Source organism: Ottowia sp. VDI28 (genome assembly GCF_049532675.1).
GTDB lineage: Bacteria > Pseudomonadota > Gammaproteobacteria > Burkholderiales > Burkholderiaceae_C > Ottowia.
Genome location: NZ_CP149820.1, coordinates 265,163 through 288,991, shown reverse-complemented (window position 1 = coordinate 288,991; position 23,829 = coordinate 265,163). Strand labels below are relative to the sequence as shown.

Annotated in this window: 21 protein-coding genes; 14 read left to right on the top strand and 7 right to left on the bottom strand. The window is 64.3% G+C overall.

The features are described from left to right. The first annotated feature begins 13 nt into the window (after positions 1-13). From WJU18_RS01335 to WJU18_RS01320, 4 genes are read left to right on the top strand one after another with little or no spacing between them, the layout of a single operon-like run. Positions 14-1,792, top strand: coding sequence for an FAD-binding protein (locus WJU18_RS01335; RefSeq protein ID WP_423458383.1), 1,779 nt, complete (start codon positions 14-16; stop codon positions 1,790-1,792). After that, positions 1,789-2,160, top strand: coding sequence for a 2Fe-2S iron-sulfur cluster-binding protein (locus WJU18_RS01330; RefSeq protein WP_423458382.1), 372 nt, complete (start codon positions 1,789-1,791; stop codon positions 2,158-2,160). The genes WJU18_RS01335 and WJU18_RS01330 overlap by 4 nt, the downstream gene beginning before the upstream one ends. Continuing rightward, positions 2,150-2,686, top strand: coding sequence for a winged helix DNA-binding protein (locus WJU18_RS01325; protein WP_423458381.1), 537 nt, complete (start codon positions 2,150-2,152; stop codon positions 2,684-2,686). The genes WJU18_RS01330 and WJU18_RS01325 overlap by 11 nt, the downstream gene beginning before the upstream one ends. Continuing rightward, positions 2,683-6,351, top strand: a complete 3,669-nt coding sequence (locus WJU18_RS01320; protein ID WP_423458380.1) for a hydantoinase B/oxoprolinase family protein — start codon at positions 2,683-2,685, stop codon at positions 6,349-6,351. Before WJU18_RS01325 ends, WJU18_RS01320 begins: the two co-directional genes overlap by 4 nt. 158 nt (positions 6,352-6,509) lie before the next feature. Here the strand turns inward: WJU18_RS01320 and cynS are convergent, their stop codons facing one another. The 6 genes from cynS to WJU18_RS01290 form a co-directional block, all read right to left on the bottom strand. Next, positions 6,510-6,953, bottom strand: coding sequence for a cyanase (cynS, locus tag WJU18_RS01315; RefSeq protein ID WP_423458379.1), 444 nt, complete (start codon positions 6,951-6,953; stop codon positions 6,510-6,512). Between the two features lie 67 nt (positions 6,954-7,020). Beyond that, positions 7,021-7,896: an ABC transporter ATP-binding protein gene (locus tag WJU18_RS01310; protein ID WP_423458378.1), complete on the bottom strand. Its 876-nt coding sequence runs from the start codon at positions 7,894-7,896 to the stop codon at positions 7,021-7,023. Next, a complete protein-coding gene (gene ntrB / locus WJU18_RS01305) occupies positions 7,886-8,755 on the bottom strand; it encodes a nitrate ABC transporter permease (RefSeq protein ID WP_423458377.1) in 870 nt (289 codons plus the stop codon). Before ntrB ends, WJU18_RS01310 begins: the two co-directional genes overlap by 11 nt. A gap of 10 nt (positions 8,756-8,765) precedes the next feature. After that, entirely contained in the window at positions 8,766-10,172 is a 1,407-nt protein-coding gene (locus WJU18_RS01300; protein WP_423458376.1) for a CmpA/NrtA family ABC transporter substrate-binding protein, read from the bottom strand. Positions 10,173-10,315: 143 nt separating this feature from the next. Beyond that, positions 10,316-10,984, bottom strand: a complete 669-nt coding sequence (locus tag WJU18_RS01295; protein ID WP_423458375.1) for a response regulator transcription factor — start codon at positions 10,982-10,984, stop codon at positions 10,316-10,318. Further along, positions 10,977-12,185 carry a PAS domain S-box protein gene (locus WJU18_RS01290; protein ID WP_423460909.1) on the bottom strand — a complete coding sequence of 403 codons (1,209 nt, stop codon included), beginning with the start codon at positions 12,183-12,185 and terminating at the stop codon, positions 10,977-10,979. Before WJU18_RS01290 ends, WJU18_RS01295 begins: the two co-directional genes overlap by 8 nt. Before the next feature lie 114 nt (positions 12,186-12,299). On the opposite strand from WJU18_RS01290, the gene WJU18_RS01285 reads away from it, so the two are divergent. Beyond that, entirely contained in the window at positions 12,300-13,100 is an 801-nt protein-coding gene (locus tag WJU18_RS01285; RefSeq protein ID WP_423458374.1) for an enoyl-CoA hydratase/isomerase family protein, read from the top strand. 24 nt (positions 13,101-13,124) lie between these two features. Here WJU18_RS01285 and WJU18_RS01280 read toward each other — a convergent pair whose 3' ends face one another. Then, complete coding sequence (locus tag WJU18_RS01280; RefSeq protein ID WP_423458373.1) at positions 13,125-14,048, bottom strand: LysR family transcriptional regulator; 924 nt, start codon at positions 14,046-14,048, stop codon at positions 13,125-13,127. 89 nt (positions 14,049-14,137) lie between these two features. Here WJU18_RS01280 and WJU18_RS01275 point away from each other — a divergent pair, with 89 nt between their 5' ends. From WJU18_RS01275 to WJU18_RS01235, 9 genes are all read left to right on the top strand, one after another. Then, a complete protein-coding gene (locus tag WJU18_RS01275; protein ID WP_423458372.1) occupies positions 14,138-15,400 on the top strand; it encodes a CaiB/BaiF CoA transferase family protein in 1,263 nt (420 codons plus the stop codon). A 109-nt stretch (positions 15,401-15,509) separates the two neighbouring features. Further along, on the top strand, positions 15,510-16,958 hold the full coding sequence (locus WJU18_RS01270; RefSeq protein ID WP_423458371.1) for an NAD-dependent succinate-semialdehyde dehydrogenase: 1,449 nt from the start codon (positions 15,510-15,512) through the stop codon (positions 16,956-16,958). A 48-nt stretch (positions 16,959-17,006) separates the two neighbouring features. Further along, the gene (locus WJU18_RS01265) at positions 17,007-18,251 is read left to right on the top strand and encodes an ABC transporter substrate-binding protein (protein ID WP_423458370.1); all 1,245 of its coding nucleotides are present in this window, start codon (positions 17,007-17,009) and stop codon (positions 18,249-18,251) included. 16 nt (positions 18,252-18,267) lie between these two features. Continuing rightward, a complete protein-coding gene (locus WJU18_RS01260; RefSeq protein WP_423458369.1) occupies positions 18,268-19,029 on the top strand; it encodes an ABC transporter ATP-binding protein in 762 nt (253 codons plus the stop codon). Beyond that, entirely contained in the window at positions 19,016-19,765 is a 750-nt protein-coding gene (locus tag WJU18_RS01255; protein WP_423458368.1) for an ABC transporter ATP-binding protein, read from the top strand. Before WJU18_RS01260 ends, WJU18_RS01255 begins: the two co-directional genes overlap by 14 nt. A 4-nt stretch (positions 19,766-19,769) precedes the next feature. Continuing rightward, the gene (locus WJU18_RS01250) at positions 19,770-20,651 is read left to right on the top strand and encodes a branched-chain amino acid ABC transporter permease (RefSeq protein WP_423458367.1); all 882 of its coding nucleotides are present in this window, start codon (positions 19,770-19,772) and stop codon (positions 20,649-20,651) included. Further along, positions 20,648-21,661 (top strand): branched-chain amino acid ABC transporter permease, encoded by a 1,014-nt coding sequence (locus WJU18_RS01245; protein ID WP_423458366.1) that lies wholly within the window; start codon positions 20,648-20,650, stop codon positions 21,659-21,661. Before WJU18_RS01250 ends, WJU18_RS01245 begins: the two co-directional genes overlap by 4 nt. Next, entirely contained in the window at positions 21,658-22,707 is a 1,050-nt protein-coding gene (locus WJU18_RS01240; protein WP_423458365.1) for an alcohol dehydrogenase, read from the top strand. The genes WJU18_RS01245 and WJU18_RS01240 overlap by 4 nt, the downstream gene beginning before the upstream one ends. A gap of 18 nt (positions 22,708-22,725) precedes the next feature. Further along, the gene (locus tag WJU18_RS01235; protein ID WP_423458364.1) at positions 22,726-23,652 is read left to right on the top strand and encodes an alpha/beta hydrolase; all 927 of its coding nucleotides are present in this window, start codon (positions 22,726-22,728) and stop codon (positions 23,650-23,652) included. Positions 23,653-23,829 lie beyond the last annotated feature (177 nt).

Below are 23,829 nucleotides of genomic sequence, written 5' to 3'. Positions count from 1 at the left end.
CGCGAAAACAACCATGACCCACGATCCATCCCTCCCGACCAAGGCGCACACGGTTCATAGCCTGGACACCGATGTGCTGGTTATCGGCGCCGGAGGCGCCGGCATGAGCGCAGCCATCGCCGCCGCCCAATCCGGCAGCCGCGTGCTGCTGGCCGACCGCAGCCTGATTGGCCGCGGCGGTGCCACCATCATGGCGCAGATGACCGTGGCGGTGGCGCTGGGCGAGCAGACAGAGGACCACTGGAGCCACCACCTGCGCGATACCCTTCAGGCGGGCCGAGGCCTGTGCAACGAACCGCTTGCGCGCATTCTCTGCGAAGAGGGCGTGGAGGCGATCCGCCTGCTCGACAGTTGGGGCGCCGGCTGGGCCCGCGCGGATGGCCACATGACCCAGGTCCAAGCGCCGGGCCATGACCGCCCGCGCTGCGTGTATGTGGACTATCTGAATACCGGCCCCGCGGTGGCCAAGACCTTGCGCACGCAAGTGGCGCACACCCAAGGCGTGCAGCGCGTGGGCGATCTGGCCATCGTGGATCTGCTGCTGCATGAAGGCCGCGTCGCTGGCGCCGTGGCGCTGCACCTGACCACCGGGGATGCGGTGCTCATCCGCGCAGGTGCCACCATCATCGCCACCGGTGGGCTGACGCGGCTGTTCCGGCGCAACAGCGCCTCGCTCAATATGGGAGGCGACGGCTTCGCGCTGGCACTGCGCGCCGGGGCGCAGCTTCTCGATATGGAGTTCGTGCAGTTCTTCCCCATCGGTCATCTCGCGCCCCGGCTGGTGGGTTTCGATCCGATCATGTGGGACCCGTTCCGCTACAAGCTGGGCGGCAAGCTGCTCAACCGCGATGGCGAGGAGTTCGTCGAACGGTATGGCAACGCCAACGAGGAGGGCCGCTACACCACCACGCGCGATGCGGCCACCTACGCCATCATCAAGGAGGTAGAAGCCGGGCGCGGCTCGCCCGCGGGCGGGGCGTACCTCAGCTTCCGCCACGTACCCGAGGCCACATTGCGCACCGCCTTCGGCCCCATCATCAAGAAGCTGGCGGCGGCAGGCATCGATCTCACGCAGCAGATGATTGAAGTGGCGCCCATTGCCCACTATCACATGGGCGGCATCCGGGTGGACACCGAGATGGCCACGGATGTGCCGGGCCTGTTTGCCGCAGGCGAGGCCGTGGGCGGCGCCAATGGTGCCAACCGCCTGTCGGGCAACGCCATCACCGAAGCCGTGGCCTTCGGCCTGCGCGCGGGACGCTCGGCGGCCCTGGCTGCGAGCGAAGCGGTACCCGAACAGCCTTCGCCGGAGGAGTTGCATGCGCTGGCCAAGCCTCTGCTGGCGTGGCTTGAACCAGCCGCCGAAAACACCGGCCACAGCCAGGCCGCGCTGATCGAAGAACTGCAAGCTGTGATGCAACGCGACGTAGGGCCGTTCCGCACAGATGCGGGCATCCGCCGTGCGCTAGAGGCCATCGTCTCGTTGAAAGCACGCACGGGTGGCGCATTGCCCGGTGGTGGTGCGCAAGATCCCGTGCGGCTCGATGCGCTGGATCTGCGCAACATGCTGCTGGTAGCGGAGGCGGTCGCCCTCAGCGCACTGGCTCGCAAGGAAAGCCGGGGCGCGCATCAACGAGAGGACTATCCAGGCCAGGATGAGACCTGGACGTTGAACCAGACCATCGCCTTGCGTGAGAGCGGCCTCGCGCTGTCAACCCAGCCCGTCAGCCGGCTGGAAACTCTGCTTCCCACTTCAAAAGCCACGGAGCGCACACAGGAGATCAGCGCATGAACCAGGACACCATACAGTTGCGTGTGCATCGCGGCGGCGCCGGAGCACAAGGACGCATCCATGAATACACCCTGCCGGGCAATGCCGCCGCATCCTTGCTTGATGGCCTGCGCTGGGTCCGCACGCACCAGGACGAGACGCTCGCTTTCCGCTATGCATGCATCAACGCCAACGCCTGCAAGGAATGCATGATGAGGCTGAATGGCAAGACGGTGTATGCATGCACGGCTCGCATCGAGTCCGGCCAGAGCTACGAGGTTGCACCGCTGCCCAACAAGGCGCTGGTGCGCGATCTGGTCACCGAAATCGCGCCCTCCAAGGAGCGCTTGTTTGCCGGCGATGCAGGAGAGGACGCCGATGGCGACTAAGGACACTGAACCATCTGATGGCGGGCGGATGCGGATCCTGTCCTCCGCCCATCTCGCCAAAGGCCCGCATGCCGAGTTGTCGGAGCTGGAGTTCGGACTCATCATCGCCCACAATGCCTTCAGCCGCTGGGTCATGCGCTGCATGGCCGCCGCGGGCGTACCTGAGCTGGCATCCAATGACATTCTGGTGCTGCACCATGTACACCACCGTGAGCGCGGCAAGAAGCTGGCGGATATCTGCTTCACCCTCAACTACGAGGACACGCATGTCATCAACTACGCACTGAAGAAACTCGCCTCCATGGGCTTGATCCAGGGCAAGAAAACCAGCAAGGAAGTGCTGTACTCCACCACGGCGGAAGGCGCTGCGCTGATCGAGCGCTTCCGCGACGTTCGCAGCCGTTGCCTGCTGGCCGGTATCGAGGGGGAACTGAGCGATGGCGACTCTCACTCCGATGTGGCCCGCCGCCTGCGCCTGCTTTCGGGGCTCTATGACCAGGCCGCACGCGCGGCTTCATCACTATGACAGACAAGACTTCGGCAGACATCTCCCAAGGCGCCTGGGAATTCTGGATCGACCGCGGCGGCACCTTCACCGATGTGATCGGCCAGCGCCCCGACGGTACCCTGGCCACGGCCAAGCTGCTGTCTGAAAACCCCGAGCAGTACCCCGATGCCGCGGTAGAAGGTATCCGCCGGCTGCTCGGGCTGGCCGCCGGCGAGCCGGTGCCTGCCGAACGCGTGGCCGTGGTGCGCATGGGCACAACGGTCGCCACCAACGCGCTGCTGGAGCGCAAGGGCGAGCGCGTGCTGCTGGCGGTCACTCGCGGCTTCAAGGATGCGCTGCGCATCGCCTGCCAGAACCGCCCCCGCCTGTTCGACCGCGAGATCGTGCTGCCCGAGCAACTCGCCAGCCGCGTTCAGGAAATCGAGGAACGCCTGTCGGCGGATGGCAGTGTGGTCACGCCACTGGACGAGTCCCAGGCCCGCGCAGCATTGGCGGAAGGACGCGAACAGGGCTTCACGGCCATTGCCATTGCACTGATGCACGGCTATCGCAACCCGGCGCACGAGGAGCAGCTGGCGGAACTGGCGCGTGAGCTGGGCTACACCCAGGTCTCCGTTTCCCACCGCATCTCGCCCCTGATACGCTTCGTGGCGCGCGGCGACACCACGGTGGTTGATGCCTATCTCTCGCCCGTGCTGCGCCGCTACGTGGACCGCGTGGCCGCCGAGCTGCCTGGCGTGCGGCTGCAGTTCATGCAATCCAGCGGCGGGCTGACCGATGCCCAGGCTTTTCAGGGCAAGGATTCGGTGCTCTCCGGCCCAGCGGGCGGCATCGTGGGCATGGCGGGTGTCTCTGCCGCCGCGGGCTATGACCGCGTGATCGGATTTGACATGGGCGGCACTTCCACCGATGTGTCGCACTACGCCGGTGAGTATGAGCGGGCTTTCGATACGCTCGTGGCCGGTGTGCGCCTGCGCGCCCCCATGATGAGCATCCACACCGTGGCCGCAGGCGGCGGCTCCATCTTGCGCTTTGACGGCACCCGCCTGCGCGTGGGGCCGGAATCGGCGGGCGCCAACCCCGGGCCAGCCAGCTACCGGCGCGGCGGCCCACTCACGGTGACCGACGCGAACGTGCTGCTGGGCCGCATACAGCCCTCTCATTTTCCTTCGGTGTTTGGCCCGAATGGTGACCAGCCCCTGGACGCCGAAGTGGTGCGCCAGCGCTTTGCCCGCATGGCCGAAGAAGTCTCGCAAGCCACCGGTACCGCCACGACGCCCGAGGCACTCGCCGAAGGTTTCCTGGAAATCGCCGTGGGCAACATGGCCAATGCGATCAAACGCATTTCCGTGCAGCGCGGCTATGACGTGACGAACTACACGCTGACCACCTTTGGCGGCGCCGGCGGGCAGCATGCCTGCGCCGTGGCCGACGCGCTGGCCATGCCACGCGTACTGGCACATCCGCTGGCGGGCGTGCTTTCCGCGTATGGCATGGGATTGGCGGTATCGACGGCGGTGCGCGAGCGCTCCATCGAGCGGCGCCTGGACGCGGAAGGCGAGGCCACCGCGCGCGCCGTGCTGGCGGAGGTGACCGGCCTTGCGCGGGCCGAGCTTGAAGCACAGGGCAACCCGGGGGCCAGCATCCGCGTGGTGCAGCGCCTTTACCTGCGCTATGAGGGCACTGATACGGCGCTTCCCGTCCCGCTGGGAGAAACTGCCGGCATGGTAACGGCCTTCGAGAGTGCCTACCGTCAGCGCTTTGCCTTCCTGATGCCAGGCCGGCCTTTGGTGATCGACTCCGTCGTCGCCGAGGCCACGGCAGGCGATGGCCGAGCCGGAGAGACCGCACATTTCGAGCGCCCTCTCCGCGAGGCAGGCACCAGCCTGCAGCCTCTGGACCACGTCGCTTTCCACGGCGCGAGCCAGGGTACCGCGCCGCTGTACCGTGCCGAGCACCTGCGCGCGGGCGACGCCGTCGACGGGCCGGCCATCATTACCGATGCCAATGCCACCACGGTGGTCGATGCGGGCTGGCGCGCCACGGCGACGGCCAGCGGCAATCTGCTGTTGGAGCGCTATCTGCCCCGTACGGAACGGCGGGCCATTGGTACTGAGGCCGATCCGGTGATGCTGGAAATTTTCAACAACCTCTTCATGTCGGTCGCCGAGCAGATGGGCTGGCGCCTGCAGAACACCGCGCACTCCGTCAACATCAAGGAACGGCTGGACTTCTCCTGCGCGATCTTCGACACCGATGGCGAACTGGTGGCCAACGCGCCCCACATCCCCGTGCACCTGGGCTCCATGGGGGCCAGCGTGCGCGCCGTGATGGACCGCTTTGGCAGCACCATGCGGCCGGGCAGTGTTTACGCGCTCAACAATCCCTATGCAGGCGGCACGCACCTGCCCGACGTCACCGTGATCACGCCCGTGTTCGATGAGGCGGGCTCCCAGGTTCTCTTCTACGTAGGCTCGCGCGGCCACCATGCCGATATTGGCGGCTTGACGCCGGGCTCGATGCCGCCGGATTCGCGCACCATCGAGGACGAGGGTGTGCTGATCACGGACTTCGTGCTGGTGGAGAACGGTGAATTCCGTGAGGATGCATTGCGCGCGCTGCTGACCGGAGCGCGCCATCCCGTGCGCAATGTGGAACAGAACATCGCCGATCTGCAGGCTCAGATCGCCGCCAACGAAAAAGGCCGCGAGGAACTGCTGGCCATGGTGCGCTACTACGGTCTGGAGGTGGTGAGCGCCTACATGCGCCACGTACAGAACAACGCGGAAGAATCCGTGCGCCGCGCCATAGGACGGCTGCACGACGGGCGCTTCACCGTGCACCTGGACAATGGCGCCCAGGTGTCGGTGACGCTGTCCGTGGACCACGCCGCGCGCAGCGCCACGCTGGACTTCAGCGGCAGCTCTGCCCAGTTGCCAAACAACTTCAATGCGCCGCGCGCCGTGACCACGGCTGCCGTGCTCTATGTATTCCGTACGCTGTTGGATGACGATATTCCGATGAATGCCGGCGGCCTCAAGCCGCTCACGCTGATCGTCCCCGAGGGCTCCATGCTCAATCCGCGTTATCCGGCCGCCGTGGTCGCTGGCAATGTCGAGACTTCGAGCTGCGTCACCAATGCCATCTATGGCGCGCTGGGCGTGTTGGCGGGCAGCCAGCCCACCATGAACAACCTCACCTTCGGCAACGAACGCCACCAATACTACGAGACCATTTCCGGAGGGTCGGGCTCTGGCGCCAGATTCGATGCCCATGGCGCGCAGACCGGCGGCTTCGACGGCACCTCAGTCGTTCAGACCCATATGACCAACTCGCGGCTGACCGACCCGGAAATCCTGGAACTGCGCTTTCCGGTGCGGCTGGAGGGCTACTCCATCCGCGAGGGATCTGGCGGGAAAGGCCGCTGGCATGGTGGGAATGGCGGCACACGCACGCTGCGGTTCTTGGAACCCATGACGGTATCGCTACTGGCCAATGGCTGGCGGTATCCCGCCTTCGGGCTGGCAGGTGGGCAACCCGGCGCACCGGGCCGCGCCCGCGTGATCCGCACCGATGGGCGCGTGGAACAGCTCGATCATGCGGCGCGTGCCGACCTGCTGACCGGCGATATCTTCGAGATCGACACGCCTGGGGGTGGGGGTTTCGGGGAAGCTGCCCAGTAGCGAACAGCTCCGGAGAGGTTCCTCCGCGTGCACACCCTACGGGGCTGACACGCGCCGAAGGCCGCGGAGCAGGCCATGCCCGTGCACCCGCGGAGCGGGCTTTGCCCGGCCGCCAGGTGCGTCCCCCTGGGGGAAGGCGCGAAGCGACTCAGGGGGGATCAATACTGTTTATACGGTAAGAACTTACCCGAGAGCACTACGTTCACGCGGTCACCCTTGGGGTCCTTCTCGCGCCTGATGTCCATGCTGAAATCGATCGCGCTCATGATGCCGTCGCCGAACTCTTCGTGGATGAGCTCCTTGATGGTGGTGCCGTACACACTCACCACCTCATACCAGCGGTAGATCAGCGGATCGGTCGGCACGGCGCTGGGCAGCGAGCCTTTGTAGGGCACCACTTGCAGCCACTTCTGCTCCTCCAGCGTGAGGCCGAAAATCTTGCCGACGATCTTGGCCTGGGCAGCATCGAAAGTCATCTGGCCCAGGCAGCCGGCGGTGGTCCACTCCTTGGAAAGGCCGAGCTTCTTGGCCACATCCTCCCATTTGATGCCCTTGGATACCTTGGTGGTGATGATTTTTTCGGTGACGTCGTTGCGGTTCATGAAGACTCCTGTTTAGAAAAATAGAAAAAAGAACGAGCGAAGAAAAGGGAAAAGAGCTTCAGGTACTTCAATGACCTGCCTTGGCGCGCTTCACCAGAAAATCGACGATGTGGTTGCGCAGGTCGTAGTAACCGGGAAGATGGTGCAGATCAGCCCGCTTGCGGTCGCGAGGCAGCGGGTTGGTCACCATCTCGGCGATGCCACCCGGCACGTAGCCGCCTGGGGTCTCGGAGCCATTACTCATCAGCAGGATGCGGTCGGCCAACAGAATGGCTTCGTCCACGTCGTGTGTGATCATGAACACGGTCTGGCGGGTTTCCCGCACGATGCTCATCAGCTCGTCCTGAATGGTGCCGCGGGTCAGCGCGTCCAGCGCGCCGAAGGGTTCATCCAGCAGCAGCATCTTCGGCTCGATCGAGAAGGCGCGGGCAATGCCCACCCGCTGCTTCATGCCGCCGGAAAGCTCGCTCGGTTTCTTGTCGACGGCATGCGGCAAGCCGACCAGCTTCACGAACTTCTCGACCTGCTCGTCTACCTTGGCACGGCTCCATTGCGGCCAGCGCGACTTGACGGCGAACGCCACGTTCTGGCGCACCGTGAGCCAGGGCATCAGCGCGTGCCCCTGGAACACCACACCGCGATCGAGGCTGGGGCCTGTGATCTCCTTGCCGTCCATGATGACGTCGCCAGAGGTGGCCGTATCGAGGCCGGCCATTACGTTCAGGATCGTCGTCTTGCCGCAGCCGGAGTGGCCGATCACGCAGACGAACTCACCTTTCTCGATGGTGAAGGAGACGTCGGCAAATACCGGCTTGGCCGGCACGTAAGCCTTCGAGAGATTTTCGACGGAGAGGAAGCCTTTCACGGACGCCTTTCGTGTGTGAGGGAAAGTGCCGGCGGCGCGCGCCACGTGGCGGATCAGGGAACGGTCTTCACTCCACATAGGTCACCGCCTTCTGCAAACGGCCAAAGATCCAGTCCAGGCCCATGCCCACTATCCCGATGGTCAGGATCGCGAAGATCACGTTGGGCAGCGACAGGTTGTTCCACTCGTTCCAGACGAAGTACCCGATGCCCGTGCCGCCCACGAGCATCTCCGCGGCCACGATCACCAGCCAGGCAATCCCCATGCTGATGCGCATGCCTGTCAAAATGGTGGGGGCCGCGGCGGGCAGGATGACCAGGAAGGCCTTGCGCAACGGATTGACTTCCAGCGTGCGCGCCACGTTGAGCCAATCGCGGCGCACGGAAGCCACGCCGAACGCGGTGTTCAGCAGCATGGGCCAGATCGAGCAGATGAAGATCACGAAGATGCCGCTGATCGAGGAGTCCTTGATCGTGTAAAGGGCCAGCGGCATCCAGGCCAGCGGGCTGATGGGCTTCAGCACCTGGATGAAAGGATCCAACGCGCGGCTCAGCAGCGGCGACATGCCGATCAGAAAGCCGAGCGGAATGGCGGCCAAGCAAGCCAGCCCGAAACCCAGCCCCACGCGCGCCAGCGAGTGCGCGATCTGAATCCCAACGCCTTTGTCATTGGGGCCGTTGTCGTAGAACGGGTTCGACAGATGGCCCAAGGCGGTCTGCCCCATCAGCGTCAGGGTGGGGAAGCCGCCTGATGTGGCGCTGGAAGAGGCATCACCGACGTTCTTGCCCATCATGCGGGCGTACTCGATCTGCTCGGCTGTCATGCCGGCCGTGGTGCCGCCAACGCCCGCCGGCTTGGTGGCCAGGTGCCAGATCCCCAGCACCGCCAGCAACAGCAGCAATGACAACAGCGCCGCGCGAAAGTTGAGTGTTTTCATCGCCGCCTCCTCATGCCGTTTTTTGGATGGCGAAGCTCTTCGCGTACTCGGCTGCCTTGGCCGGATCGAACTCCTTGCCCATGATGCGGAACTTGGGATAGGCGCTGTCTTCCGGCACCTTCTGGCCCAGTTCCTTCATGTACTTGCGCGCGTCGGTGATCAGGAACACCTTCTCGGCGATCTGCCGGTAGTTAACGTCGCCCTTGATGTACCCCCAGCGCTGCATCTGCGTCAGCATCCACACGGCCATGCTCTGCCATGGCATCGGATCGAAACCGGCGCGGTTCGGCACATTCTGGATCTTGCCCAGGCCGTCGGCGAAGCGGCCGGTCAACACCTGCTGCAGCACCACCTCAGGCTGATTGAGGTATTGCGCTGGCGCAATGGCCTTGGCGATCAGTTCGCGGTTGCGGGCCTCGGAGGCCATGGCGGCTGAAGTCAGCACGGCTCGGTAGAGTGCGGCAAAGGTATTGGGGTACTTCTGGATGAACTCCGTGCTGGTACCGAAGGCGCAGCACGGATGGCCGTCCCACAGATCCTTGGTCAGCATGTGGATGAAACCGGCCTCCTCGAACACCGCCCGCTGATTGAAAGGATCAGGGCCGAGGAAGCCATCGATGTTGCCGGCCTTGAGGTTGGCCACCATCTCCGCGGGCGGCACGACGCGGATCTGCACGTCGCTGTCGGGATTCAGGCCGGCCTCGGCCAGGTAGTAGCGCAACAGCATGTTGTGCATGCTGTAGTCGAACGGCACAGCGAACTTGAAACCCTTCCATTGCTTGGGATCGCGGTTGTTCTTGTGCTTCATCGCCAACGTGATCGCCTGGCCATTGACGTTCTGGATGGTGGCCACGTTCATGGGCGCGGCGTTCGATCCCAGGCCCATGCTGATGGCCAGCGGCATCGGGCTGAGGAAGTGGCTGGCGTCGTACTCGCGGCTCAGCATCTTGTCACGCACCAGCGCCCAACCGGCGGTCTTCATCAGATCGACCTTCAGTCCCTGCTTCTCATAGAAGCCCAGCGGGTGCGCCATGATCAGCGGCGTGGCGCAAGTGATGGGAATGAAGCCGATCTTGAGGTCTTTCTTCTCGAGCGTGCTTTTTTCCTGGGCCATGGCCTGCAGGCTGGCCATGGGCAGCACACTGGCAATGGCGGCCATGGCCGTGCCCTTGCCCACGGCGCGCAGGAAACGGCGGCGCACCGCGTCCTGCGGGAACAACGCCTTGACCAGCGTGGCCTCGATGAACTGGCGGCTGTAGCTTTCGAAGTCAGGCGTACTGGTGCGTTGGCGCAGCTCGGCGATAGCCGAGCTGGAAGAGGCCTCCGCAGCATGCTCGGCTTCAGAGTGGTCACGGCCGCAACTGCAGCGCAGCCGCAAAGGGCGATCGGCGTCGTAGGGCGAGAAAATATTGGACATGGTGCACTCCTGATATGGATAGGCCCTCCAATGCAAGGTGCGGGCCAACTCAGGAGCCCATGCCGTCCGGAGCACCATGTCGTGCCCGGACTGTCGACAGCGTGTAGTGGCAGCCCTACAACCGGCGCCCCGCAGTGCCCATCTCAGCCTCTGTGGCCGTGCCTTTCAGCCAGCAACGCCAGCTCCACATCGTTGCGGGCACCGGTTTTTTCGAGAATGCGTGCGCGGTAGGTACTGACGGTATTGGCGGCCAAACCCAGCGCCGCACCAATCTGGGTCACGGCCTGGCCTTCGATCAAACGTTGAAAGACCTGATGTTCGCGGTGAGACAACGCCGGGATGCCTTCGGCCGCAGCTGTGAACCTGTGCCTCCGGGCCGCAGCCGCCGCCAGGGCTTGCGCTGTGGCGGCACTCAGGTACCGTTCGCCATTGGCGGCTTGCAGCACCGCGGCCATCATCACATCAGGATCGGCGCTCTTGTGCACATAGCCGGAAGCGCCAAGCTGGATGCAGCGCACGGCGTACTGCTTCTCAGGGTAGGTGCTGAGCATGAGCACCGGAAGCAGCGGCCAGCGCTCGCGGATCGACTTGAGCATCGTCAGCCCGTCCTGGCCGGGCAGCGCGATATCCAGCATGAGCACAGGCTTGACACCGTCATGCACCAAATTGGTGACAAGCACCATCAGTTCCTCGCCGGTAGACGCCTCCGCGATCACCCGGATGCGGAAATCATCGGCTAGCATCTGCTTGAGACCTTCACGGACGATGCGGTGGTCGTCACACAGCACGACAGGTATGACAGATTCAGCCATGGTGCTTGAGCGGCCAGTACAACGAGAAAGTGGAGCCTTCGCCGGGAACGCTGTGGATCTCGATCGCGCCGAAAAAATGGCCCGCACGTTCGCGCATGCCCATCACACCGTAAGCATCGTGCGCCTCGAAGACCTGCGGCTCGGCACCCCGGCCATCGTCGCTTACCCGGACAGACAGCGCGTCGGCATGGGCCTTGATGCTGATGCGCACCTGCGTTGCCTGCGCATGGCGCACCACATTGCTCAGTATTTCCTGAAAGATGCGGAACACGGCAATGGCCTGTGCCTCAGGCAGCACCAGCCCGCCGGGAACATCCATGTGCCAGTCGAGCGAGAGTTCGGCCGCGGGCAGAAACTCGTGGGCATGCCACTCCAAGGCTGCCCACAACCCTTGATGATCCAGCACGCTGGGACGCAGATCGGTGATGATGCGCCCCACGCTGGACACCGCGTCCTCGATCAGGCGGCTCATGTGGCGGCATTTGGCGCGCAAGTGGTCTCGCACAAGGTGGGCATCCTCAGGCGTCCGGCCGTCCTGCTCGCGCAGGCGCTTCTCGAACCAGTTCACATCCATCTTCAGCGCCACCAGCAGGCTGCCGAGTTCGTCGTGCACCTCGCGCGCGATACGGGTGCGCTCCTGTTCCCGTACGAATTCCGCGTGCGCGGCCAGTTCGCGCACCTGCGCCAGCGCGGCCGAGAGCGCCGCCGTTCGTTGACGCACCTGCGTTTCCAGGAATTCGTTGGTCTGCGCAAGACCTTCGTTGGCGCGCTGCAGCGTATCGGCCAGGGCGCGCCGCTCCGTGATGTCCACAAAGGTGATCACCGCGCCATGTACCTGACCCTGGTCGATGATCGGAGAGCTTGAATACTCGACCGGAAAGCTGCTCCCGTCGCGCCGCCAGAATACCTCGGCATCCACCCGGCAAGGCTGCCCCAGCCGGAAAGCCTGAAAGATGGGGCAATCGCATTCCGGATAGCCGTGGCCATCCGCATGGGAATGGTGCGTGACGGCGTGCATGTTGCGCCCCACCAGATCCTCCACCGGCCAACCCAGCAGGCGCGCGCCAGCCCGGTTGATGAAAGTGCAGGCGCCCGTGTTGTCGATGCCGTAGACGCCCTCGCTGGTGGACTCCAACAGCAGCGTCATGTCATCGGAGGCAGGTGACCGCGGATCAAGAAATCTATTGGCGCAAGCGTGCATGGAGTCACTCACGCAATATGCGTGCCAGGCAATAGGAAAACGCCTGGCTTTGGCGTTACGCTGCTGCCTGGCGAGAAATAGCCATTCAGCTCATACACGAGGAGATCCCACACCATGAATGCCCCTGAAACCATTGCACTCGAGACACATGGCCCCGTTCGCGTGATCGCGCTGAACCGCCCGGAAAAGCGCAACGCCTTGGACATGGCCGCACGCGAGCACTTCGCGTCCGCAGTACAGCAAGCGATGGAAGACGAGCAAGTGAAGGCCATCGTGATCACCGGCCGCGGAGGGCATTTCTGCGCGGGTGGGGATATTTCCAACATGCAAGGCAGCAAACCCATGACGGCCGAAGCCGGCCGGGCCCGCATGCGCAGGACCTTGCAGAATGCCGAAAGGCTCTACAGCGGCGACAAGATCGTGGTGGCCGCCGTGGAAGGCTCCGCATACGGTGGAGGGTTTGGGCTGGCCTTGCTGGCCGATCTGGTCATCGCGGCGAAATCCGCGCGCTTTTGCATGTCGTTCTCGCGCATCGGCCTGGTTCCGGACAACGCGTCGATGTACACCTTGCCGCGCATCGTGGGCCTTCAGCGCGCCAAGGAGATCATGCTGAGCGCACGCGAAGTGCATGCCGATGAGGCTCGGGAACTGGGTATCGCCATGGAAGTGGTGAGCGATGGTGAGGCCCTGCAACGTGCTATCGCCATCGCCCAGGGCGTGGCCACAGCCTCATCCAGCGCCAGCGCCATGACCAAGGCCGCGCTCAACCGGTCATTCTCCAGCGATCTCGCGACCATGGTCGAACTCGAGTCCGCGGCACAGGGCATCGCTTTCTCATCCGAGTATCACCGCGATGCGGTGGAGCGATTCATTCAGCGCCAACCGGCGAAGTTCAATTGGCCAACACCGGAGTGACGGTAGAACGAGCCGCAGGCAACCTCATGCAATAGCCGCCAGCTTGGGCAGGTTCTTCAGCAACAGCGCATGCATGGCGGTGGCCGCATGGGTGAGCGCGCGGCCTTTCGGGTACACGAAATAAATCGGACGCGTCATCATCTTGGAGCTGATGCGCGCCGCATGCGCAGGCAACACGCTGAACTGCGCCAGCGAGGTCTCGGGCGCCAGGCCCACACCTAACCCAGACGAAATCAGGCCTGCCAGCGTGGCGAGGTTGCTGACTTCGAAGCCCGTGTCGATCACGCCGGCTTCGGAGAATACAAGCCGGGCACCACGCAGTCCCGTCGGGGTGTTCACGATCATGTCGTCCGTTCCCTGCAGATGCAGAAAGCGCACGCCGCGCAAGTCCGCCGGCGTGACTTCCTTCACCCGGCTCAACGGGTGATCGGGCGCGCAGACCACGTAGAGCGACTCCTCGAAGAGAAGCTCGGCATCCATTTCGTGCTGCGTGCCCGGCTGCGAATTGAGCGCGAAATCCACCGCGCCCTGCCGCACCAGCTCCAGGCAACGGACCGAAGACTGGTCGTAAAGCCGCAACCTGACGCCCGGGTGCTGTGAGCTGAAGAGGCTCAGCAGTTTGGGCAGCCACATCACCGAAAGCGAGGGCACCGCAGCCAGCGAGACCGAGCCAGTGTGCAAGGTGGTGATGTCGCGGAATTCGGCCGCGACCTGGTTGAGCTCAGCCAGCACACGCCGCGCCGTTTCGGCCAGCCGCCGCCCTTCGTTGGTCAAGGTGGCGGAGCGCGGCTCTCGGTGAAAAAGCAGAACACCCAGTCTTTCCTCCAGCCGGGAAATCAGTTGGCTGAGCGCCGATTGCGTGAGGTGGCATTGCTCCGCCGCCAGCGTGAACTGGCCCGTATCCGCCACCGCAAGAAAGCAGCGCAGCACGTGATCGGAGATGTGCATGAGGGCACCCCATTCAATTAGAAAAATTACTTGATATAGATATTAATTTAATTTTACATATGGCAGGGCAATTTCCACAATGCCCGTCAATGTCTATCCATTCGCCGGCCCCTTCATCCACCGCGTTGCTTTCCGGCATCCGCGTCCTCGATCTGTCCCGGGTACTGGCCGGACCGCTGTGCGGGCAGTATCTGGGTGACATGGGGGCCGACGTGATCAAGATCGAAGCACCTGGCGAAGGCGATGACACACGCTCGTGGCCTGACTTCCGCGCTTCTGCGGATGGGCAACGCGCCTCGGGACCTTTCCTCAGCGCCAACCGCAACAAACGCAGCCTGGCACTCGATCTCAAGAGTGAAGCGGGGCGGGCCGTCGTGCATGGCCTCGCCGGTTCGGTGGACGTAGTGATCGAGAGCTTCGCACCCGGCGTGGCAGCGCGGCTTGGCGTGGATGCCCAGACGCTTCGGAACCTCAATCCGCGGCTCATCCATTGCAGCATCTCGGGCTTTGGCAGCGTAGGGCCGATGCGCCATGGAAAAGGCTACGACCTGATCCTGCAAGCCTTCAGCGGCATGCTGGCGATCACCGGTGAGGAAGGCAGTCCGCCGACACGCAGTCCGTTTTCTCCAGTCGACCAAGGGACGGGCATGCATGCCCTGATCGGCATCCTGGCCGCCTTGCTGCGGCGCGACCGCACGGGCGAGGGTTGCAGTGTGGAAGCCTCCTTGTTCGATACCTCGGCCGCGTTCCTCGGCTATTTTCTGCAGAACCATTGGTTCACCGGGAACGAGCCGCGCAAAGTGGGCGTGGGCCACGGCTCGCTTTGTCCCTACGGGGTGTTCGAGGCGGCCGATAAGCCAGTGATCGTGGGCATTGCCAATGACGCCCTGTGGCGCAAGTTCTGCACGCTGGCCGGGCTGGAGGACGTGATCAATGACCCGCGCTACGCCACAAACCACGCCCGGGTTCAGAACCGCGAGGACACCGAGGCGCTGGTAGGCCATGCCCTCAGACAACACAAACGCGGGCATTGGCTGGCACTGCTGGACGAAGCCGGCATTCCCTGCTCGCCCGTGCATACGCTGGGAGAGATGTCGACGCATCCGCACACCGAGGCATCTGGCATGTTGCTGCGCTATGAGCATCCGCATTTTGGATCGCTGAAGGGGATTGCCCAGCCCCTGCGTTTCGATGGCGAGCGCTCGGCCCAGCGGCTGCCGCCGCCCATGGTGGGAGAGCACAGCGTGGAAATCCTGCGCGAAGCTGGTTGCGGTGAGGAGCAGATCGATGCGCTGCTGCGCCAGGGCGTGGTCACGCGGCAATGGGAACACGACCCCTCGCCCGCGGCCTGAGAGAGATGCCGCTTCGAGCGGTCCGCCGCCCCCGGTGAGGGGTGCTTTTTGTTTCGGGGCAGCCTGGCCATCAAAGAACGACCCGCCCAGCGCGCCAAAGGAGACCATCATGAACGCCAAAGACCCTTCCATCTATCCTGCGCCACGCCAGTACATCAATGGCCAATGGCGTGACGGCGGTGCCGGTACGGCAGGCACCGTGACCAACCCCGCCACGGACGAGGTGCTGGCCGAGGTGCCACGGGCCAGCCGCCAGGATCTGGATGACGCCCTGGCCGCTGCCGGGAGCGCCTTCACCGGATGGAGCATCACCTCCGCCCATGAGCGCGGCGCTGTGCTGCGCCGGGCCGCTCAGCTGCTGCGCGAGCGAGCGCCCGCCATCGCGCTGCGCATGACGCTCGAGCAAGGCAAGACCTTGGGCGAGTCGCGCATGGAAGTCGAGCTCAGCGCGGAGACCTTCGAATGGTATGCCGCCGAAGGGTTGCGCGCCAATGGCCGCGTGATGCCCTCGCGCGTACGCGGCGGCCGGCAGATGGTGCTGCCGCAGCCCCTGGGGCCGGTGGCCGCATTCACCCCCTGGAATTTCCCGGCTCTGCTGCCCGCACGCAAGATCGCACCCGCGCTGGCCGCAGGCTGCACGATGGTGATGAAGCCCGCCGAGGAAACCCCCTCTTCGGCGTTGGCCTTGGCCGAGGCGCTCACGGATGCAGGCCTGCCTGCCGGGGTGCTGAACATGGTGCTAGGGGTGCCGCAGGAGATTTCCGAGCATCTCATCGCCTCGCCCATCATCCGCAAGATCACATTCACGGGTTCCACCGCCGTGGGCCGCGTACTGGCGCGGCTGGCTGCGGAAGCGCCCAAGCCCTGCACGCTGGAGTTGGGCGGACACGCGCCCGTGCTGATTTTTGACGACGCCGATCTCGACCGCACGGTAGCTACCTGCGTGCTGGGCAAAACGCGCAACTCAGGACAGGTATGCACCTCGCCCACGAGATTTCTCGTGCAGCGCGGCATTCACGACAGATTCATCTCTGCCCTCGGGAAAGCCTTCGATGCCCTGGTCGTGGGGGATGGCACCCATGCATCCAGCCAAATGGGATCTCTGGCCAACCGCCGGCGCCTCGCGGCCATGGAAGAGCTGGTGGCCGACGCGGCAGGCGCCGGAGCCCGCGTGGTCGCTGGCGGTAAACGCTCGGCAGAACGCGGCAACTTCTACCGGCCCACGCTGGTCGCCGAGGTGCCCGCCAGCGCACGAGCCATGAATGTGGAGCCCTTTGGACCATTGGCCTTGGCGAGCGCCTTCGACACGCTGGAAGAAGGCCTGGCACGCGCCAATCAAACACCTTATGGCCTCGCCGCTTATGCCTTTACCCGCTCCGCTGAAACGGCGGTGGCCGTGAGTGAAGGCCTTCATGCGGGCGGTATCGGCATCAATTCCTTCGCGGTCTCTCATGTGGAAGCTCCGTTTGGCGGTCTCAAGGACAGCGGGTACGGCCACGAGGGAGGCCCCGAAGGATTGGAGGCTTACATGCACCAGAAGTACGTGCACCACGCCTGAGAACACGCTCTGATAACTCAAGCCATTTGACAAGCAAAGGAGACAAGCATGAAGAAAAGTTCGTTCAATCCGGCCGGCGTCCGCAGCGCCGCGCGCCGCACCTTGCTGGGCGCGGCGGCCACCCTGAGCCTGGGCATGGCGCCGTGGGCTACATGGGCGCAACAGCCAGCCCCGCTCAAGATCGGCCTGCTCAGCGATATGTCGGGCATCGTGGTGGATTTGTCGGGCCCGGGGTCCGTGGCGGCCGCCAAGATGGCGATCGAGGATTTCGGGGGCAAGGTGCTGGGACGCCCCATCGAGTTGCTGCAAGGCGATCACCTCAACAAGCCCGACACCGGGTTGACCATGGCCCGCCAGTGGTATGACAGCGGCGTGCGCGCCATTTTCGACATCGGCATCACCACCGTGGCGCTGGGCATGCAGGATCTGGCACGCGAGAAAGACCGCATCGTCATCTATGGCAGCTCGGCCAGCTCCGACCTCACTGGCAAGAACTGCTCGCCCAACGGCATCCACTGGACCTACAACTCCTATGCACAGGCCTATGGCGCCATCAAGGGCGCGCTGGCTGCGGGCGGCAAGACCTGGTATTTCATTACCGTCGACTACACCTACGGCAAGAACGTGCAGCGCGACGCGACCGCCATCATCGAGAAGGGCGGCGGCAAGGTCATCGGCTCCACCACGCACCCGTTCAGCGCCACCGAGTTCTCGTCGCAACTGCTGCAGGCACAGGCCTCGAAGGCTGACGTGATCGCGCTGGCCACCACCACGGCCCATGCCGCCGCGATGATCAAGCAAGCGGATGAGTTCGGACTGCGGGCGCGCGGACAGAAGCTTGCGCCCTTGAGCCTGGTGCTCAACGATGTCAAGGCCCTGGGCCTGAAGCCCGCGCAGGACTTGTACGTGACCGAAGCGTTCTATTGGGACCAGAACGACGAAACCCGGAAGTTCGCCAACCGCTACAAGCAGCGCTTCGGAAAAATGCCCAACATGGTTCAGGCGGGTATGTACAGCTCGGTCTCGCACTACCTGAAAGCAGTCGCTGCCGCGGGCACAGACGACACAGCAGCCGTGCTCGCGAAGATGAAGAGCACGCCCGTCAACGACTTCATGACCAAGAACGGCTCGATCCGGGAAGACGGCCGCATGATGCGCGACTTCTATATCTTCCGGATCAAGAAGCCTTCTGAATCCAAGAACGAGTGGGATCTGTACGCGCCCGTCTCCACCGTGCCGGCCACAGAAGCGTTCCAGCCTGCGGACAAGTCGGTCTGTCCGCTGGTGAAGTAGGCGAAGCGCCACTTTCATGAGCGAGCATCTGATCGAGACGCGCGGACTGTGCAAGCAGTTCGCCAGTTTCCAGGCGGTTCGCAGTGTTGATCTGCAGGTCAAGCGTGGACATATCCACGCCTTGATCGGCCCCAATGGGGCCGGCAAGACCACCTGCTTCAACCTGCTCACCAAAGCGCTGGAGCCCACCAGCGGCAGCATTCTCTATGACGGGCGCGACATCACCGGCTTGCCGCCCGCGCGGGTGGCCTTGCTCGGGATGGTGCGCAGCTTCCAGATTTCCGCGATCTTTCCCACCTTGACCGTAAAGGACAACGTGCGCGTGGCGCTTCAGCGCAAGCGGGGCATGTCGATGCGCTTCTGGCAATCCGACCGGGTGTTGGGTTCCCTGGATGAACAGGCCATGGCCCTGCTGAACGACGTGGGGCTGACGGCATTGGCCGAGCGTGTGGCAGGTGAATTGCCCTACGGGCGCAAGCGCGCCCTGGAAATTGCCACCACCTTGGCGCTGGAGCCCCAGATGCTGCTGCTGGACGAGCCCACCGCCGGCATGGGGCTGGAAGATGTGCAAGCCACTGCCGCCCTGATCCGCCGCGTCTCCAAGGGGCGCACGGTGCTGATGGTGGAGCACAACCTGGGCGTAGTGGCCGATCTGGCCGACCGCATCACGGTGCTGGCCGAAGGGCAAGTGCTGGCGGAAGGCACTTACGCGCAGGTCTCGACAGACGAGCGAGTGCGCACGGCCTATATCGGGAAGAAGAAACATGCAGCAGCCTGAGATGAATGCACAGATGGATGCACAGGCTCCGGCCGCTGAACTGGCCTTGCGCGTACGCGATCTGCATGGCCACTACGGCCCATCGTACGTGCTGCACGGGATGAATTTCGACGTGCCGAGCGGCCAGGTGGTCACACTGCTGGGGCGCAACGGCGCAGGCAAGACCACCACCATGCGCGCTTTGATAGGGCTGCTCTCCCAACGCACCGGCAGCGTGCGCGTGAACGGCCACGAAACCATTGGCCTGCAGCCGGAAAAAATCGCCCCGTTCGGCATGGCGTATTGCCCGGAAGACCGCGGCATCTTTGCTTCACTGAGCGTGGAGGAAAACCTTATGTTGCCGCCCGTGCTCAATCCGGGCGGGCTGTCGGCGCAAGACGTGCTGGCGCTGTTCCCCCGTTTGGCCGAGCGCTCGCGCAGCCCGGGCACCAAGTTGTCGGGCGGTGAGCAACAGATGCTGGCCATTGCGCGCATCCTGCGCACCGGTGCACGCCTGCTGCTGCTGGATGAGCCCACCGAGGGCCTGGCGCCTGTCATCGTCGAACACATCGGCGAGGTGCTGGGCAACCTCAAGCAACGCGGCTACACGATCCTGCTGGTGGAGCAGAACCTGGATTTCGCGATGTCGGTGGCAGACCACCATTACGTCGTCGAGCACGGTCAAGTGGTCGGCGCCTTCACCAATGATTCGCTGTTGGCCGATCCGGACCAGCTGCAAACCTACCTGGGTGTGTGAGCCTATGACCGACCTCTTTGGAATTCCACTACCGGCTCTGGCGGGGCAACTCACGCTCGGGCTGATCAACGGCGCGTTCTATGCCATGCTCAGCCTGGGCCTGACCGTGATCTTTGGCATGCTGCGCCTGATCAACTTCACGCATGGCGCGCAGTTCACGCTGGGCGCATTCGGGGCCTGGGCGGCGATGCAGTATTTTCATCTTCCCTACTGGGGTGCGCTGCTCCTGGTGCCTCTGGCCACAGCCCTGCTGGGCGTGTTGATGGAGCGCACCCTGCTGCGCCGTGTCTACCGGATGGATGAGCTGTACCAGTTGCTGCTCACCTTCGGCCTGGCGCTGATCATCGAGGGGCTTCTGTCGGTGCTCTATGGCTCCTCGGGCCTGCCCTACGACAACCCCATGCCGGGCGGCATCGACCTGGGATTCATGTTCCTGCCGTACTACAGGGCCTGGATCATCGTGGCCTCGCTGCTGGTCTGCCTGGCCACCTGGCTGCTGATCGAGCGCACGCGCCTGGGCGCCTACCTGCGCGCGGCCACCGAGTCGCCGCAACTGGTGCGCACCTTCGGCATCAACGTGCCGCGCATGATCACCTTGACCTATGGCTTCGGCGTGGCGCTGGCCGCGCTGGCGGGCGTACTCGCGGCTCCCATGGACCAGGTCAAGCCCGCGATGGGTTCGGGCCTGATCATCACGGTATTCGCCGTGGTGGTGATCGGCGGCATGGGATCGATCCCAGGCTCGGTCGTGATCGGCTTCGCGCTGGGACTGCTGGAAGCGCTGACCAAGGTGTACTACCCGCCGGCTTCGAGCATGGTCATCTTCCTGGTCATGACGGCGGTAATCCTGACGCGCCCCGCAGGCTTGTTCGGGAGACCGGCATGAGTTCATCCATATCGACACCCACATCGGTCTCCGCGTCGGCCCTGATCTCCGGCACGGACAACGCTGTGCGCAGCCAGGCGCGGCCACGCGAATGGGGGTTCTTTGCCGTTCTGTTGCTGGTGCTGGCGGTGGCGCCGCTGATGGTCTACCCCATCTTCATGACCAAGCTGCTGTGTTTCGCCCTGTTCGCGATGGCGTTCAACCTGCTGGTGGGGCAGGCCGGGCTGTTGTCGTTCGGCCATGCCATGTTCTTTGGCGGCTCGGCCTACGTAGCGGCTTACGCGCTCAAGGAATGGCAGCTTCCCACCGAGTTGGCCATTCTGCTGGGCGTGGCGTTCGCCACTGTCATGGGCTTGATCGTGGGGCTGGTGGCCATTCGCCGGCACGGCATCTACTTTGCCATGATCACGCTGGCGCTGGCGCAGATGTTCTTCTATTTCTGCGTGTCCTTCCCCGCCACAGGCGGTGATGACGGCATCAATTCCGTGCCCAGGCGCGCGCTGTTCTCGGTGATCCAGATCGCGGATGACCGCGTGCTCTATTACGTGGTGCTCGCCTGCTTCTTCGCCTGCTTCCTGTTCGTCTACCGCGTCATGAACTCGCCTTTCGGCCAGGTGCTGCGGGCGATCCGGGACAACGAAGCACGCGCGGTGTCACTGGGCTACCAGGTGGGTCGCTACAAGCTCCTGGCCTTCGTGCTCTCCGCCGCGCTGGCAGGTCTGGCCGGATCGCTCAAGGTGCTCGTGTTCCGCCTGGCCACGCTGGTGGACGTTTCCTGGAGCACATCCGGCGAGGTGATTCTCATGGCGCTCGTCGGCGGCATCGGCACGGTCACAGGGCCCTTGCTCGGCGCCGCCTTCATGCTGACGCTTCAAGGCCTTCTGCAGGGGCTGGCGCAGTGGATGCCTGTCGCTCAAGGCGTTGTGTTCGTGCTTGCCGTTCTGGTGCTGCCCCGCGGCATCGCCGGCACCTTCCGTGCCTTCATCACTATGAAAAGGAGATCAAAGTGAAATGCGTACACCTGAAGGGTTTTCAGTCCCTCCTGGAACTTGTGGACAAGCCGACGCCCGTACCAATGGGCACGGAAGTCCTGCTCAAGGTGCTGGGCGCCGGCGTATGCCACAGCGATGCCCACATCTGGGAAGGCCACTATGACCTGGGCGGCGGCCGCCTGATGTCCATGGCCGAGCGCATTCGCTTTCCGCTGGTGATGGGGCATGAGACCTCCGGCGAAGTCGTGGCCCTGGGCCCGCAGGCGAAAGGCGTTTCCGTGGGCTCCCGCTACGCGGTATGCAGCTGGATCGGCTGTGGCGAATGCCGCTTCTGTGCGGCTGGCGACGAACATCTCTGCGCGGCCCCACGCTTTCTGGGCGTGAACCGCGACGGCGGCTACGCGGACCACATCCTGGTGCCTGACGCACGCTATCTGATCGACATCGGCGATCTCGATCCGGTGGCGGCGGCGCCGCTCGTGTGTTCGGGCCTGACCACCTACAGTGCGCTCAAGAAGGCCGGCCCCGTGCTGCAGCAAGACCGCATCGTCGTGATCGGCGCGGGCGGGTTGGGGCTGATGGCGCTGAACCTCATGCGCCTGCTGGGCGCGAAAGGCGCGGTGGTGCTGGAGCCCAATGCCGAGAAGCGCCAGGCGGCACTCGAAGCTGGTGCCGTGGCCGCCATCGACCCTGGCGCGGCGGACGCGGTGCAGCAGGTGCGCGCCGCGCTGGGCCATCCGGTGAGCTTCGTGCTGGATCTGGTGGGCAGCGCTGAATCGGCGGGCATCGGCTTCGAGTTGCTCGACCGTGCAGGCAAGATGGTGGTGGTGGGGCTGTTCGGCGGCGCCATGGCACTGCCCGTACCGCTTTTGCCCATGCGCGCAGCCACCATCCAGGGCAGCTACATCGGCAGCCCGGGCGAGTTGCGTGAGCTGATTGCGCTGGTACGGAAGAATGGAGGCTTGGCCGTGCGGGTGGATCGCCGCCCGCTGGCCGACGCAGACCAGGCGCTGCAGGATTTGCGTGCCGGGCGCGTGGTGGGCCGGGTGGTTCTCGTCCCCTGAATACCTCTGGAGGATTCAATGGCCTTACACCCATTCGTGGACAAGATGCTGGCGGCTGGACGCGCGGCCGGACGCCCCGCGCTAGGCGCCGGCACACCGGATGATGCGCGCGCATTGCTGATCGCCTCGCGCGAGGCGCTGGGCCCTGGTCCGGCGGAGGTCGGCATGGAAGCGCTTGAGATTCCCACCCGTGCAGGCTCCGTGCCGGCGCGCTGCTACCGGCCTGCCGTCCCCACACATGGCTTGGTGGTCTATCTGCATGGCGGCGGCTGGGTTTGCGGCGCGCTGGAAGACTACGACGCCCTGGCTCGCTTTCTTGCCGCCGAAAGCGGCTGTGCGGTGCTGGTAGTGGATTACCGGCTCGCGCCCGAATATCCGTTTCCGGCGGGCTTGGAGGACAGCGAAGATGCCCTTCTGTGGGTTCAGCAGAAAGGCCTGCAACAGCTGCTCGGGCGGAGCGCGCCGCTGATCGTATCTGGCGACAGTGCGGGCGGCAACCTGGGCATTGCGGCGGTCAACGCCACGCGCGGGCGCGTTGAGGTGGCCCTGCAGGTCTATTTCTATCCGGTGACGGATTGCGACATGGACCGCCCGAGCTACCAAAACTATAGCAATGGCATGCCATTGCTCGCCAGCGACATGCGCTGGTTCTTCGGCCACTATGCCCCCCAGGAGCTCTGGAGTGATCCGCGCATCGCCGTGCTCCGCGGTGATCTTTCGGACACGCCCCCCACTTGGATCGCCACTGCCGAGTACGACGTACTGCGCGACGAAGGCGAAGAGTATGCCGAACGCCTGCGCGCTACTGGCGCCAAGGTGGAGCTGCATCGGATACCCGGCGTGCCTCACGGTTTCGTGCGGATGTTCAACCTGGTTGACACCGCGCGCGACGCCGTTCAGAACGCCACCGCGGCGATGGCATCAGCCTGCGCGAAGCAGGCTTAAGAGCGTGCTCACGATCTCCTCTCGAGGGGCTTATAGAGCTTCCTTTCCTCGTCATACCGGCGAAAGCCGGTATCCACCTGCAGCGGTAAATGAAGGGCCGTTGCTGGATACCGGCTTTCGCCGGTATGACGGGGGAAATGTTCGCGACGAGATCGTAAACACACTCCAATGACAGGA